This window comes from Bradyrhizobium erythrophlei, assembly GCF_042430365.1.
GTDB lineage: Bacteria > Pseudomonadota > Alphaproteobacteria > Rhizobiales > Xanthobacteraceae > Bradyrhizobium > Bradyrhizobium erythrophlei.
This window is the reverse complement of the sequence record NZ_JBHMET010000195.1, coordinates 86,067-100,154: the sequence shown is the minus strand read 5'-3', so window position 1 is coordinate 100,154 and position 14,088 is coordinate 86,067. Positions and strand designations below refer to the sequence as shown.

Below are 14,088 nucleotides of genomic sequence, written 5' to 3'. Positions count from 1 at the left end.
GCGCCGCAGCACGAGGCCACCATGCCAAGCGTTCGATTTCGCCTCAACGGCGTCGAGATGAACGTCGATGCCGATCCTGAGCGGTCGTTGCTCGACGTCTTGCGTGGTTCGCTCGGCATGATCGGGGCGCATTTCGGCTGCGGCGCGGGCGAATGCGGCGCCTGCAACGTCCTGATCGACGATCGGGCGACGGCCTCCTGCGATACGCCGGTCTGGTCGGTGGCTGGCAAAGACATCACGACGCTCGAGGGACTGGGTAGCGCAGAGCAGCCGCATCCGCTGCAGCGCGCCTTCATTGCCGAGCAGGCGCTGCAATGCGGCTATTGCGTCCCTGGCATCCTGATCAGCGCCGCGGCGCTATTGAAGCGAAATCCCTCACCCACCAGCCGGGATGTGAAAGAGGCTCTCGACGGCAACCTTTGCCGCTGCGGATCGCACAATCGGATCGTACGCGCGGTGCTGCGTGCGGCAGCGGAAATGGCGGCAGCGGGATGAGCGAGCAAGCGTCCATGCCGCCGGCGAAGCTGCCGATCAGTCTCGCGGCGAACCCGAGACTGTCGTCGTGGCTGAGGTTCACAGCCGATGGCGAGGTCATGGTCTCGCCCGGAAAGGTCGAGATCGGCCAGGGGATCGTCACGGCGCTGGCACAGATCGCGGCCGACGAACTCGACGTCGACATCTCGCGCGTGCGCATGGTACGCACCTCGACGGCGATCAGCCCGAACGAAGGCGTTACCTCGGGCAGTCTCTCGATCCAGCAATCCGGTCGCGCACTGCGTCACGCCTGCGCGGAGGTGCGGCACATCTTCCTTGCCGCGGCATCCGATCGCCTTGGCGTCGCGACCGACGCGCTGTCGATCGCGGACGGAACGATCTCGGGCCCGGGCAATGTCAGGACCAGCTATTGGGAACTGGCAAATGACGTTTCCCTGGACCGCGAGGCTGCGCCCGGCGCTGTGCCGAAAGCGGTTGCGCAACGCACTGTCGCCGGCAGGTCGACCCAACGCCTCGACATTCCCGACAAGGTGTTTGCGCAGCGGCGCTTCATCCACGATCAGGTGCTGCCCGGAATGCTTCATGGCCGCGTGATGCGGCCGGAGAATGCGCGCGCCAGGCTGATCGAGCTGAAGGATAGTAGCGCCCGGGCGATCGCCGGCCTGGTCGCCATTGTGCGCGACGGCAGCTTTGCCGGCGTGGTCTGCGCGACCGAGCACGACGCCGAGCTTGCTCTCAAGGCTTTGCGCAAGGGCGCGACGTGGTCCGAAGGAGACGCCCTGCCAGACGAGGACGATCTGGCTTCGTTCCTGAAGGCTCAACCATCGGAGCCGACGGTGATCGACCTGAGGGCCGTGTCGATGCCGCGTGCAAAGAGCCGCACGATCCGGCGGCAATATACCCGCCCCTATATCGCGCATGCCTCGATCGCGCCGTCCTGCGCGATCGCGCAGTGGGACGGCGACAAGGTTCGGGTCTGGACGCACAGCCAGGGCGTCTACCTGCTGCGCGCCGATCTGGCGCTGGTGCTCAAGCTGCCGGTCGAAAACATCATTGTCGAGCATATGGAGGGCGCCGGCTGTTATGGGCATAACGGCGCCGACGACGTCGCACTCGACGCCGCGCTGCTGGCAAGGGCCGCGGGCGGACGACCCGTGCGCGTGCAATGGTCGCGCCAAGATGAGATGTCGCAAGCGCCGTTCGGCGCCGCGATGGCGATCGAGATCGAAGCCGATCTCGATGCGGCCGGCGAGATCATGGACTGGCGGCACACGGTCTGGAGCAATGGTCATGCCGCACGGCCTGGACGCGCGGCACAGCCGGCCCTGCTCGCAGGGTTCGAGCTGGAACGGCCGTTCCCGCTGACGATTTCGAGCAATCCGCCGCAAGCCAATGGCGGCGGCGCGGATCGCAACGCGGTCCCGCTCTACGATTTTCCGTCATGGCGGATCGACAGCCATCGTCTGTTGACCATGCCGGTCCGCACCTCAGCGCTGCGGACGCTCGGCGCGCACGGCAACGTGTTTGCGATCGAGTCCTGCCTTGACGAAATCGCGGCCGAGCGCGGCGAAGACCCCATCGCGTTCCGCCTCCGCCATCTGCGCGACGCGCGGGCCGTCGACGTGATCCGCGCGGCAGCGAGGCGCGCGAGGTGGAAGCCGGACAGGCGACCGGGTATCGGTCACGGTGTCGGTTTCGCGCGCTACAAGAACATGGGCGCATATTGTGCCGCGGTGGCCGAGGTCGAGGGCGACGAAGATATCCGCGTCACCAGGCTGACACTCGCAGTCGATGTCGGCGAGGCCATCAATCCCGATGGCGTCGCCAACCAGATCGAGGGCGGCGCGATTCAGGCTGCGAGCTGGGCGCTGAAGGAGCGCGTGCGCTTCGACCGGCACCGGATCACCAGCACGGGCTGGTCGGACTATCCGATCCTTCGCTTCAGCGAAGTCCCTGATGTTGAAGTCGAGGTGATCCAGCGATCCGACCTCGATCCCGTCGGCGCCGGCGAAGCCGCGCACGGACCGGTTACTGCCGCGATCGCCAACGCCGTGTTCGATTGTCTTGGCGTGCGCGTCCGCAATCTCCCGATCACCCGCGAAAGCCTGATCGCGGCCATGGAACTGAGCCGATGACAAGCTTGAATATCCTGAGTGGCGGCGCGGCGCAGGGCCTGGTGGCCGCCATCGCTCCGGCTTTCACCGCCGAAACCGGCTTTGACATCGCCGGCCAATTCGGCGCGGTCGGCGCGATGGCCGACAAACTGCGCGGCGGGTTGCCGGCCGATATCGTCATCCTCACCGCGGCGCTGGTGGCGAGGCTTGCCGACGAAGGACTGGTCTCGCGCAATTCGAAGACTGACGTCGGGCTGGTCGAAACCGCGCTCGCCGTCCGTGACGGCGATCCGCCGGTGAACGCCATCGACGCCGCCAGCCTGCGCGATGCGCTGCTGGCGTCGGATGCGATCTTCGTGCCCGACACCAAGGTGTCGACAGCCGGAATTCACGTCGCCAAAGTCCTCGCCCAGCTCGGCATCGCCGAGCAGGTCGAGCATCGGCTGAGCGTTTTTCCGAACGGCGGGACGGCGATGCGCCATCTCGCGGAATCCGACGCGCGTCGCCCGATCGGCTGCACCCAATCGACCGAGATCATCAGCACCCGCGGCGTCTCACTGTCGGGCTCGCTGCCGCCGGGATGCGAACTCGCGACGATGTACACAGCCGCCGTGACGACGCGGGCATCCGCGGCGCTACAGGCCGAGCGGCTGATCGCGCTGTTGACGTCGCCGGACGCGCAGGAGACGCGTCGCCGCGCAGGCTTCGTGGCGGCCTAGCGCGCCAACGCGGTCAGGCCAGTCGGCGGTCCATCGACCGTGGTCCAGCCTCCATCGACGAACAACGTGCTGCCGCTGACATAGCTTGCGGCGCGCTCGGATTTGCCTTTAGTCGAAAATTCATATACTAATATATCAATTTTGGGAGCAGAAATGCCGTCGCGAGCGTCGAAGACATCAGAGATCGCGTCCCGCTCTCCCGGCCACCGCCGGGCCGGCCGGCCCCGCGCCGCGACCGCGGCGGCTCGCATCTACACCAATCTGCGTGCCGAGTTGGTCTCGCTGGAGCGCCGCCCGGGCGATGCGATCTCGGAAACCGAGATCGCGCTGTCCTACGGCGTGAGCCGCACGCCTGTACGCGAAGCGATCCTGAAACTGTCGGACGAAGGCCTGGTCGAGATTTTCCCGCAATCGGGCATCTTCGTCTCGCGCATTCCGCTGGCCGCGCTGCCCGAGGCAATCATCATCAGGAAATCGCTCGAGGAGACCACGACGCGCATGGCAACCGAGCGTGCCAGCGCGAGCCAGATCCTCAACCTGCAGTCCATCATCCAGCGCCAGCGCGAGGCCGATGCTGCCGGAGATCGCGACGCGTTCCACCAGGCCGACGAGGCCTTTCACGCCGCCATTGCCGAGATCGCCGGGCACCCGGGCATCTGGAAACTGATCCTGCAGGTCAAGGTCCATGTCGACCGCTTCCGCCGCCTCACGCTGCCGCAACGGGGACGGATGGCCGAGGTGATCGCCGAGCACGAAGGCATCGTGGCGGGTATCGAAGCGCGCGATCCGTCTGCCGCCGGGGCTGCGATGGCCCGGCACCTCGAACGTCTTCGCACCGACATATCGGCCACGCAACACAACAATCCGGAGTTCTTCGACCAGCCCGACTAGCCGACACGACCGCGGCGGGAAGCCGGACGCGTATTCGGGGAAGGAAACAACATGAACAGGACACTTCAACCACGGCGCACCATCGCCCGCCTTGACCGTCGTGATTTCATCAAGATGGGCGCCGGCCTTGGCGCGGCCCTCGCAACCGCGACGTCGCCCGCCCGCGCGCAATCCAAAGCGGTCTTCAAGGCATCCGACGTGCAGCCGCCCGGCTACCCGACCGTCGTCGCGACCGAGAACCTCGGCAAGAAGCTCGCGGCCGCGACCAACGGCCGCCTGTCGGTGCAAATGTTCCCATCGATGCAGCTCGGCGGCGAGAAGGAGACGATCGAGCAGACCCAGATCGGCGCAATCCAGATGCTGCGCGTCAGCGCAGGGACCGTCGGCCCGATCGTCGACGACATCAACGTCGTCAACATGCCCTTCCTGTTCAACAACATGGCGCATGCCGAAAAAATCATGGATGGCCCGATCGGGCAGGACCTGCTCGACCGGATCACCGCCAATGCCAACGCCGGACTGGTGGCCCTGTGCTGGATGAACTCCGGCGCACGCAGCCTCTACAACACCAAGCGAACGATCCGGACGATCGCCGACGTCAAGGGACTGAAGTTCCGCGTGATCGGCAATCCGATCTTCATCGACATGATGAACGCGCTGGGCGGCAATGGCGTTGCGATGGGCTACGACCAGGTGTTCAGCGCGCTGCAGACCGGCGTGATCGACGGCGCCGAGAACAACCCGCCGAGCTACGTCTTCAGCAACCATTACACGGTCGCGAAGCACTTCTCGCTCACCGAGCACCTGATCGTTCCCGAAGTGCTGGTGTTCTCGAAGCGAGCCTGGACCGCACTTTCCGCCGACGATCAAACACTGATCAAGACGTTCGCGCGCGAGGCACAGATGGAGGAGCGCGAGCTCTGGAACAAGTATGAGCGGCAGGCGATGGAGAAGGCCAGGGCCGCCGGCTGCGAGATCGTCGAGATATCAGACAAAACGCCGTTCCAGAATGCGGTCAAGCCGGTCTGGGACAAATACGGCCCCAAATATCAGGACATGATCAAGCGCATTCAGGCGGTCTAACCAAACGCTTTCCAGGGAATACGGACATGGCCGGAACATTCCGCCGAGCGATGGATCTCCTTTATCTGATTTGCGTCGTCATCGGTTGCGTGGCGCTGGTGCTGATCTCGGCCGTGATCCCCTGGGCCGTCTTCACGCGCTATGTGCTGAACAGCGCCGCGTCGTGGCCCGAACCGCTCGCCGTCCTGCTCACCATCGTGGTGACGTTCATCGGCGCGGCGGCAGGCTACCGGCTCAACCTGCACATGAATGTCGCCTATTTCGCCAGCAAGCTGCCCGGTCCGTTCCGCTCTCTCGTCGATCTGATCGTCCAGCTCCTGATGGCGCTGATCGCGCTGTTCATGATTATCTGGGGCTGGCGGCTGGTCGAAGTGACCTGGCACAACACCATCGCCGATTTCCCGTTCCTCTCCGTCGGCGTCACCTATCTGCCGATACCGGTCGGCGGCGTCTGCCTGCTGCTGTTCATCATCGAGCGGATCGTCCTTGGCGCGCCGCCCGATCCGATCGCGCAGCAGCGCGATGTCACCTTCGACTGATCGCGCGAGGCCGCCATGGACATCTTCATCATGCTCGCGACGATGCTGGCCTGCTTCCTGATCGGCATGCCGATCGCCTACTCGCTCGCAATGGCGGCGATCGCCGGCGCGTTGTCGATCGGCATCCCGCTCGAAGCCGTGATGCTGAAGATCTCGGACGGCGTCAGCAAGGTTGCGATGCTGACGATCCCGTTCTTCGTTCTGGCCGGCGCGATCATGGCGGAAGGCGGCATGGCACGGCGGCTCGTCGCGTTTGCGGACGTTCTGGTCGGCCTCACCCGGCTGCGCGGCGGGCTTTCCATCGTGAACGTGCTGGCCACGACCTTTTTGAGCGGCATTTCCGGCTCGGCGGTCGCCGACACCTCCGCGATCGGCTCGGTGATGATCCCGCAGATGGAACGGAACGGCTATCCGCGCGTCTTCGCCACCAATCTGACCATCACCTCGTCGGTTCAGGCCTTGCTGGTCCCACCGAGCCACAACGCGGTGCTGTACTCGCTCGCCACCGGCGGGACCATTTCGATCAGCGCGCTGTTCATGGCCGGTGTCTTTCCCGGCCTGTTGCTCGGTTTCTCGCTGATCATCCTGTGCCTTGCCGTCGCCTATCGCGAAAAACATCCGCATGGGCAGACGGTGCCGGCCAAGGACGCAATCCGGATCACGATCGACGCCGCATGGGGGCTGATCACGCTGGTCATCATCCTGGGCGGCATTCTCGGCGGCATCTTCACCGCGATCGAGGCCGGCGCCGTCGCCTGCGTCTGGGCTTTCTTCGTGACTATGTTCATCTACCGCGACTATCGCTGGCGCGACCTGCCTGTGTTGCTGCATCGCACGCTGCGGACGGTTGCGATGGTGATGACGCTGATCGCTTGCGCCTCGAGCGTCGGCTACATCATGGCATTGACGCAGATGCCGGCGAAGATGACGGCGTTCTTCCTGTCGATCTCGGACAACAAATACGTCATCCTGTTCCTGATCAATATTCTCCTGCTCGTGCTTGGCACGCTCGTCGACATGGCACCGTCGATCCTGATCGCAACCCCGATCCTGCTGCCGGTGATGACCAATTTCGGCGTCGATCCCGTTCATTTCGGCATGATCATGCTGCTCAATCTCGGCATCGGCCTGTGCCATCCGCCGGTCGGCGCGATCCTCTTTGTCGGCTGCGCAGTCGGCAAGGTCACGATCGAGCTGGTGATGCGCAAGATCTGGCCGTTCTACGCGGTGATGTTCTTCGTCCTGTTGTGCGTGACCTACCTGCCGGAACTCTCGCTTTGGCTGCCACGTCAACTCCAGGTCCCGCACTGAACGCGACTTGCGCGCCGAGGCAGAATGAAGCGCCGGCGCGACGTCGTCACAAGAGCTCGATCAAGTCGCTCTGATCAGATCAAGTTTGCGCGACACGCAGGGCGTGCAGTCTTGCGGGAATTCCCGCATCTCCCTACGCTGCCTTCCACAACAAACAAAATAAGGGGAGGCAATCGTCATGACCACACGGCGCAATTTCCTGAAGGCGGGGGTGGCGGCCGCTGCCGGCATCGTGTTCTGCAGCTGCGGAATGGTGCACAACGCAAGCGCGCAACAGCCGCGCCAGAAGCTGCCGGTCGCCGCGGGTGGCAACCGCGTCAAGACCATCGATATTCACGCGCATTGCCACTTCCGCGAGGCGGGCGCGCTACTCGGCGCCGATGCCGACAAGCTGCAGCTGCCTCCGGTCAACGGCGCGCCCGAGGCGTTCGTCGAGATCGACAAGCGCCTCGCCGCCATGGATTCGCAGGCGGTCGACATGGAGGTACTGTCGATCAATCCATTCTGGTACGACCGCGACCGCGATCTCGCCGGGCAGATCGTCAAGCTCCAGAACGAGAGACTCGCCGAACTCTGCGCCGCAAAACCCGACCGGTTCGCGGCGTTCGCGTCGCTGACGTTGCAGGCCCCGGACCTCGCCGTTCACGAACTCGAAACCGCAATCAGGAAGCAGGGCCTGAAGGGCGCCGCAATCGGCGGCGTCGTCAATGGCATCGAATTCTCCGATCCGAAGTTTCATCCGGTATGGGCCAAGGCCGAGGAACTCAGCGTGCCCCTGTTCATCCATCCGCAGGGCGTGCCAGAGCTCGGCAAGCGGCTCTCCGGCAATGGCTGGCTTGGCAACACGATCGCCAATCCGCTCGAGACCACGATCGCCCTCTCGCATCTGATCTTCGAGGGCACGCTCGACCGCTTTCCCGGCCTGAAGGTCATCGCGGCCCATGGCGGCGGCTATCTGGCCTCGTATGCCGACCGATCGGATCACGCCTGCCTGGTCGGGCCGAAGGGGTGCAATCCCGAGGTCAAGCTCAAGAAGGCACCGAGCGAATATCTGAAGCAGATCTATTTCGACTCGCTGGTCTTTACGCCGGAGGCGATCCGCCACCTCGTCGCGCAGGTCGGCGCGAGCCAGATCGTGCTCGGGAGCGACTATCCCTATCCGTGGCAGATGGCGCCGGTGGACCACATCTTCGCCTCCGCATCGCTGAGTGACGACGATAAGGCCAATATTCTTGGTCGCACGGCAGCACGACTGCTTGGCGTGGCGGCATAAGGCAGGCCAATCATCGGTCCATTCGACAAGGTCACGATTGGTGTCAACCCGGCTCCCGGCGAGGCGCCAATCCTGGGCTGTTTGCCTTCAGTAGACCCCCACCGTGCGGATTTCGTTGTGCGGCTCGGCAACGCGTGCCGGCGGCGCAACGTCGGGCACGAAGTCGGTCCCGGCGAATTCGGCCTGCGCCGCGTCGGACACCCATTTGACGGCTGCCGGATGACTGACCACCAACCCGATCAGCGCGATGATGATGAGCACAGGCAGCGCAACAAGCTTGATGCTGAAGCTCTGGTAGTTGCTCTGTTCGTCCGGTGCTCGCTTGTCCAAAGAGCCATGCATGGATTCCTCCACACGGTGAGCGTGCTCCCCGAACGGTCACTTACCGCAGCGCACGCAGAACCAATGTGAATGGTTTCACAGGCTTACCCAGTTCACCGGTTTGTGAGCTGCGGGCCGCCCCGGTCCACGGGCGCTATTCGCCGTCATCGGATCCGGCGTCAACCAGCTCCTGGAGCGCCTGCGGCTTCAGCACGACGATGGCGCCGTGTTCGAGCCGGACCCAACCGCGCCCCGCCCACGCACGCAGCTGCTTGTTGATGCTTTCGCGCGTCATGCCGACCATCTCGCTGATCTCCTGCTGAGTGATCGAGATGGTGCGTCCCTGGGGCTCGAGCTTGTGCTTGTCACTCAGCCGCAGCAGCGCGCTGGCGAGGCGCCCAGGCAGGTCCTGCAGGATGACCTGCTCGACCTGGTCGCTGGTCCAGCGCAATCTCGCGCAGAGCAGCTCGATGAACTTCATCGCGAGCGAGGGCTGGCTGCGCACGAACGGAATGAACTCGCGCCGGTCGATGACAAACAGCTCGCAATTGGTGTTGGCGGTAGCGTCGGCACTGCGCGGCTGCCCATCAAGCAAGGCGATCTCGCCGAAGATCTCACCGGCCTCTATCAGATTCAAAATCGCGTTCCTGCCATCGGGCGAGGAGATGCTGATCTTCACAGTGCCAGAGATGACAGCGATCAGGTTGTTGCCCGGATCGCCCTTGGAAAAGAGCGTAGTTCCCCGCTTCAGGGTGACGTGCTTGGCATAGCGGCAGAGCTGGTCGAACGCTTCAGGCTCGAGATCGGAAAAATAAGGGTGCTTGCGCAGCACTGACAGCTTGCTGCTCGGAAACGGCGGCGCCCCGGCAGTTCTTTCTATGGGCGCAGCGGTCATCGTCATCCAGACAAATTGTGATATCGGAACGGCGCGCCTTCGCAGGAAACGCCAGCAAAACCATCGATCAATGAAGTGGGCTTAACTATAGCCCTGCTGATTGTCTACAGCAACAAAAGGGCGAACGCCGGCACGATGGAAAACGGACAGGCTACAATTCTCGATAAATAGTGCCTGCCTGGAAGACCTTTGATTGGGAAGTGTGGCAGCCCCTGATTCGGGAACCCGAGGCTCTCCCAATCCGCGGATAATCTCGCCTGGCGAAACCAGGCCGTGGGTCGCGATGACTTTGACCCGGGATTCCGGCTATTCCCTCGAAATCCCCATTTCCTTCATCACGCGGGCATATTTGGCGAGTTGATCGCGCGTCGCCGAGCGCAACTCCTCGGCGGCACTTCCGCGCACGGCAAATCCCAGCTCCTCAAGCCTGCGACGGACCTCGGCATCGCCCAGTGCCTTCCGCACCTCGGCGTTGAGCCGGGTCACAATTTCCGCAGGTGTGCCTGCGGTGGCGACGATCGCAAACCATGAGTTGAAGAAGAAGCCCGGCAAGCCGGATTCCGCAACCGTTGGCACATCCGGAATTGTGCCAAACGCGCCTCGGTGGCGACGCCGAGCAACCTGAGTTGACCGCCTCGCACCAGCGCAGCCACCGTGCCAAGCCCCTGGAAGCCGACCGGCACCTGGCCTGCCGCAACATCGGTCGCAGCCTGCGTTGCACCCTTGTAAGGCACATGCGTCAGCGATATGCCGGCCGCAGACGCAAACATAGCCATGGCCAGATGCTGCGGGCTCCCGGGCCCGCCCGAAGCATAGTCGATCTTGCCGGGAGCAGCTTTTGCGGCGGCGATCAGCTCGGCTACCGACCTGAAGCTCGTCGTGTTGCTGGCAACAAGCCCCCACTCGACTATCGCGACCAGCGACACCGGTTCAAAATCCCTCAGGACATCCCATCGCAGGTTTGGCTGCAGATTGGGCACCATGGTCATGATGCTGTCGTTGAAGCCGCCGATCGTGTATCCGTCCGGCGCAGCCCGCGCCACCTGCTCGGCCCCGATCGATCCGGAGGCGCCTGGCTGGTTCAGCACGATGAATTGCTGCCCCATATTGTCCACCATCTTTTGCGTCACGATCCGCGCCGCAACGTCGACGGCGCTTGCGGCCGCAAGCGGAACGATCATCTTGATCGGCCGGTCCGGATATGTGGCCTGCGCCATGGCCCTTGGCGTGGACAAGTGATCTGGTCATCTGCATCGCGACGATCCTCCCCTCGCCAGGCTATGTGGTTAGCGGACCATTATCTTTTTAGCGAAGATTGCATGCATCGTCACAGCCTGCAATTCGCTTAACCAAGAACATTGCTTTACGCCGTGGGCGCGTTTCTCGCCCGTGCAGGCAATAGCCTGTTCATCAAGTTTCGCCAGTCTCCCTACCAAAAGGGGAGAGCGCAATGCCGCAAATTTGGATGACCTACAACGAAATCGCCGACATGCTGGGTTGCGATGCGCGGGCCGCACGCACCGTGACCATCCAGCGCTCGCTCGACAGGAAAAAGAGCCGCGACGGCATGACCCGCGCCAAGCTAGATGCCGAGCTCACGGCGCGATTTGTCGATGCGATCCGGAACGCCGACGCTGCCATCGATGAAGCTGTACGCGATCTGCGAATGCTGCACGAAATGATGCGAGGCAGCTGGTCGAACACTGCGATCGCAGACGCTCCCGCGCGCACCGCCGCGGGCTGATCGCGGCGGATCACCTCAGAGCAGCTTGCCGTCCGGTCCAAAGAACGGATGCGGCCCGTCGAACTGGCCGACCGGGACCTGATGCGTGACCAACCGTCCGAAGTCCTCGCCTGCGAACCAGGCATGGAGATGGAAAGCAGGTGGCTCGATCTTGAAGGACGGCTCGCGGAGCTGTCCGAGGTCGAGATCGACGGCGTGGTTTGGCGCAGGACATATCGTGACGGGAATTCCGGCAAGCGTCGTCAGCATCGCGCGGTGAACGTGGCCGCAAGCGATGAGTTGCACGCGCGGACGGCGTTTGACGATCTCTACCAATTGATCCGCGTTGAAAAGATCTTGCCGATCCATGTGCCAGATGCCGCCCTTGAACGGCGGGTGGTGGAGGAAGAGCAGCGCCGGCCGATCAACCGACGTCGCCAGGGTCGCATCTAGCCATCGCAAGGTCGACCCCTCGAGCAGGCCGTGCGGTTTGCCGGGTAAACTTGAATCAAGCAGGATGAGATCGAGGCCGTTGACCTCGATCTTTTGATCCAGCGGCCCCGAGACATGGGCATAGCCTGCGGCTGGAAATGTGGAACGCATCAGCTCGCGCGAATCGTGATTGCCGGGAATGCCGGCAAACGGAATCTTGAGGGGGGCCAGCAATTGCTTGAGGTATTCGTACTCCTCTGCTGCCGGGGTGTCGACGAGGTCGCCGGAGATCACCACGAAATCGGGCGCCGGCTCGAATGCATTCAGCGCTGCCACACAGCGTTCCAGCGCCTTCGCGGTGTCGACGCGACCATAGGCAAGCGTTCCCGGCGGCTTGATGTGGAGGTCGGAAATCTGGGCAATGAGGACAGGCATCTCGGGCATCGATCAACTCAATCTTCGGGCAAGAGACGAATGGATTCGGGCGCGACTGACAGTCCGATCCGGTCTCCGGCCTTGGCCTGGATCGTATTCGGCGCGTCCACATTGAGCAGCTTGCCGGATGCTCCGCTCACGACCAGGCGCAGGCGATCGCCGACAAAGCTGACGCTATCGATGATACCCGAGAGCGATCCGCCCACGGGTTCCATCACGCGAATGGTTTCGGGACGGATCATGGCGATCGTTCGTGGCGCGGTTGCGTTACCGTCGACTTGCAGACGTCCGCCCGGCAGCACGAGCGCGCCGTTCTCGATCGGCGCTTCAATAATATTAGCCGCACCGACAAACTCCGCGACGAATCGATCCTTCGGCGTGAAATAGATCTCGCGCGGCGACCCGATCTGGGCGATCGCGCCCTTACGCATCACCACGATGCGATCGCCCAATTCCATGGCTTCGGCCTGGTCGTGCGTCACATAGATAGTCGTGATCCCGAGCGCGCGCAGCAACCGATTGAGTTCGCCTCGCAACCGATCCCGCAAGGCGGCGTCAAGCGCGGTCAAAGGTTCGTCCAGCAGCAGGATACCCGGCCGGATTGCCACCGCACGCGCGAGCGCCACGCGCTGGCGCTGGCCGCCGGAAAGCTGATCGATGCGGCGGTTTTCCAATCCGGTGATGTTCGTCAACGCCACCAGCTCGGCAACGCGCGCAGCGCGCTCCTGCTTCGGTACACCACGAATCTTCAGGCCGTAGCCGATATTGTCGGCCACCGTCATGTTGGGGAACAGGGCGTAGGACTGGAACACCATGCCGACATTGCGGCGCTCGATCGGCACGGACGTCATGTCCTTGCCATCGAACAGGACCTTGCCGCCGGGATCCGGCAGCTCGAGGCCGGCAATGATGCGGAGCATGGTGGTCTTGCCGCATCCCGAAGGCCCAAGCAGCACCAGCGTCTCGCCACGGGCGATATCAAGCGTTGCGGGATCGAGCGCGCGCGTGCCGTCGGCAAATGTCTTGCCACAGGCTTCGATCCGCACCGCGGCGCCGTGTCCTGCCGCACTCATCGCTTGTGATCCTTGTCGGTCAACAGCTGCATCGCGACCAAAAGCGGGATGATCATCACGAAGAAGATCAGGGTGTAGGCGGATGCCACCTCGAGCCTCATCGAAGCGTAGCTGTCGGCAAGTCCGATTGGCAGCGTCTTTGTCAACGGCGTATGCAGCATCCAGGTCAGGTTGAATTCGCCCAGCGACAGCGTGACGACCATCAGCGCGCCGGCCAGAATTCCCGGAACGGCGTTCGGGACGATCACGTCCCGAAAGCGCCGCCAGGGGGACGCGCCGAGCGACGCTGCGCCTTCATCCAGCGTCTTGATGTCGACGGTTGCGAACACCGCCATCACCGACCGCACCATGAATGGCATCGTGAAGATGACGTGCCCGACAAGGATGAAGAGCCATGAACGTCTAAAATTGCCGAAGCCGCCATAGGCCAGCAGCAGCGCGAGCGCAATCGCAAGGCCCGGAATCGCGAGCGGTAGCGTGATCACCTCCTCGACGATCCGCGCGAGCCGACCGCCTCGCACGTGCAGCGCATAGGCAGCGGGGACGCCCGCGAGCAAGGTGACCGCAAGGGTCGCGAACGCAATCACGAAGGAAAGCAGGATGGTGCCGGCGTAGAGGTCCCAGACCTGCACGACCCATTGCAGGGTGACGCCGGACTGGATGCCGCGGAAGTAGTTGACGGTGACGCCGGCAGAGATCGAAAGCCCCGCCGGCACGACGAGGAACGCCGCGACGAGCAGCGTGAAGATGAACTGGCTGGTGAAGATCAGGCGATCGCGCATGT

The 14,088-nt window shown here is 63.5% G+C and carries 14 protein-coding genes and 2 pseudogenes; 9 read left to right on the top strand and 7 right to left on the bottom strand.

Annotation, left to right across the window (positions count from 1 at the left end; all coding sequences use genetic code 11):
- Window positions 1-21: 21 nt before the first annotated feature.
- The 3 genes from ACFFWD_RS28150 to ACFFWD_RS28140 are packed head-to-tail and all read left to right on the top strand — an operon-like array spanning window position 22 to window position 3,328.
- Complete coding sequence (locus tag ACFFWD_RS28150) at window positions 22-495, top strand: (2Fe-2S)-binding protein (RefSeq protein ID WP_376970791.1); 474 nt, start codon at window positions 22-24, stop codon at window positions 493-495.
- Window positions 492-2,630 carry a xanthine dehydrogenase family protein molybdopterin-binding subunit gene (locus tag ACFFWD_RS28145; protein WP_376970789.1) on the top strand — a complete coding sequence of 713 codons (2,139 nt, stop codon included), beginning with the start codon at window positions 492-494 and terminating at the stop codon, window positions 2,628-2,630. The genes ACFFWD_RS28150 and ACFFWD_RS28145 overlap by 4 nt, the downstream gene beginning before the upstream one ends.
- A complete protein-coding gene (locus ACFFWD_RS28140; RefSeq protein WP_376970787.1) occupies window positions 2,627-3,328 on the top strand; it encodes a molybdate ABC transporter substrate-binding protein in 702 nt (233 codons plus the stop codon). The genes ACFFWD_RS28145 and ACFFWD_RS28140 overlap by 4 nt, the downstream gene beginning before the upstream one ends.
- Here ACFFWD_RS28140 and ACFFWD_RS28135 read toward each other — a convergent pair.
- Window positions 3,325-3,420 (bottom strand): annotated as a pseudogene (locus ACFFWD_RS28135) (3-oxoacyl-ACP reductase); the annotation flags it as partial. The gene ACFFWD_RS28140 and the pseudogene ACFFWD_RS28135 overlap by 4 nt on opposite strands.
- Window positions 3,421-3,481: 61 nt before the next feature.
- Here ACFFWD_RS28135 and ACFFWD_RS28130 point away from each other — a divergent pair.
- The 5 genes from ACFFWD_RS28130 to ACFFWD_RS28110 all read left to right on the top strand — a co-directional run bounded on the left by ACFFWD_RS28130 (window position 3,482) and on the right by ACFFWD_RS28110 (window position 8,425).
- Window positions 3,482-4,219 (top strand): GntR family transcriptional regulator, encoded by a 738-nt coding sequence (locus ACFFWD_RS28130; protein ID WP_376970785.1) that lies wholly within the window; start codon window positions 3,482-3,484, stop codon window positions 4,217-4,219.
- A gap of 51 nt (window positions 4,220-4,270) precedes the next feature.
- A complete protein-coding gene (locus ACFFWD_RS28125) occupies window positions 4,271-5,302 on the top strand; it encodes a TRAP transporter substrate-binding protein (protein ID WP_376970783.1) in 1,032 nt (343 codons plus the stop codon).
- Window positions 5,303-5,328: 26 nt separating this feature from the next.
- On the top strand, window positions 5,329-5,841 hold the full coding sequence (locus tag ACFFWD_RS28120) for a TRAP transporter small permease (RefSeq protein WP_376970781.1): 513 nt from the start codon (window positions 5,329-5,331) through the stop codon (window positions 5,839-5,841).
- A gap of 15 nt (window positions 5,842-5,856) precedes the next feature.
- Complete coding sequence (locus ACFFWD_RS28115; protein ID WP_376970779.1) at window positions 5,857-7,152, top strand: TRAP transporter large permease; 1,296 nt, start codon at window positions 5,857-5,859, stop codon at window positions 7,150-7,152.
- 178 nt (window positions 7,153-7,330) lie between these two features.
- Window positions 7,331-8,425, top strand: a complete 1,095-nt coding sequence (locus ACFFWD_RS28110; protein ID WP_376970777.1) for an amidohydrolase family protein — start codon at window positions 7,331-7,333, stop codon at window positions 8,423-8,425.
- A gap of 87 nt (window positions 8,426-8,512) precedes the next feature.
- On the opposite strand, the gene ACFFWD_RS28105 is transcribed toward ACFFWD_RS28110, so the two are convergent.
- From ACFFWD_RS28105 to ACFFWD_RS28095, 3 genes and pseudogenes are all read right to left on the bottom strand, one after another.
- Window positions 8,513-8,767 (bottom strand): hypothetical protein, encoded by a 255-nt coding sequence (locus ACFFWD_RS28105; RefSeq protein ID WP_376970775.1) that lies wholly within the window; start codon window positions 8,765-8,767, stop codon window positions 8,513-8,515.
- A gap of 133 nt (window positions 8,768-8,900) precedes the next feature.
- Complete coding sequence (locus tag ACFFWD_RS28100; protein ID WP_376970825.1) at window positions 8,901-9,641, bottom strand: Crp/Fnr family transcriptional regulator; 741 nt, start codon at window positions 9,639-9,641, stop codon at window positions 8,901-8,903.
- Between the two features lie 306 nt (window positions 9,642-9,947).
- Window positions 9,948-10,747 (bottom strand): annotated as a pseudogene (locus ACFFWD_RS28095) (Bug family tripartite tricarboxylate transporter substrate binding protein).
- A 344-nt stretch (window positions 10,748-11,091) separates the two neighbouring features.
- On the opposite strand from ACFFWD_RS28095, the gene ACFFWD_RS28090 reads away from it, so the two are divergent.
- A complete protein-coding gene (locus ACFFWD_RS28090) occupies window positions 11,092-11,385 on the top strand; it encodes a hypothetical protein (RefSeq protein WP_376970773.1) in 294 nt (97 codons plus the stop codon).
- Between the two features lie 15 nt (window positions 11,386-11,400).
- On the opposite strand, the gene ACFFWD_RS28085 is transcribed toward ACFFWD_RS28090, so the two are convergent.
- Genes ACFFWD_RS28085 through ACFFWD_RS28075 form a run of 3 tightly spaced genes read right to left on the bottom strand, consistent with a single transcriptional unit; the run spans window position 11,401 to window position 14,086 of the window.
- The gene (locus tag ACFFWD_RS28085) at window positions 11,401-12,240 is read right to left on the bottom strand and encodes a phosphodiesterase (protein ID WP_376970771.1); all 840 of its coding nucleotides are present in this window, start codon (window positions 12,238-12,240) and stop codon (window positions 11,401-11,403) included.
- Window positions 12,241-12,248: 8 nt separating this feature from the next.
- A complete protein-coding gene (locus tag ACFFWD_RS28080; RefSeq protein ID WP_376970769.1) occupies window positions 12,249-13,304 on the bottom strand; it encodes an ABC transporter ATP-binding protein in 1,056 nt (351 codons plus the stop codon).
- The gene (locus ACFFWD_RS28075) at window positions 13,301-14,086 is read right to left on the bottom strand and encodes an ABC transporter permease (protein ID WP_376970767.1); all 786 of its coding nucleotides are present in this window, start codon (window positions 14,084-14,086) and stop codon (window positions 13,301-13,303) included. The genes ACFFWD_RS28080 and ACFFWD_RS28075 overlap by 4 nt, the downstream gene beginning before the upstream one ends.
- Window positions 14,087-14,088: the final 2 nt, after the last annotated feature.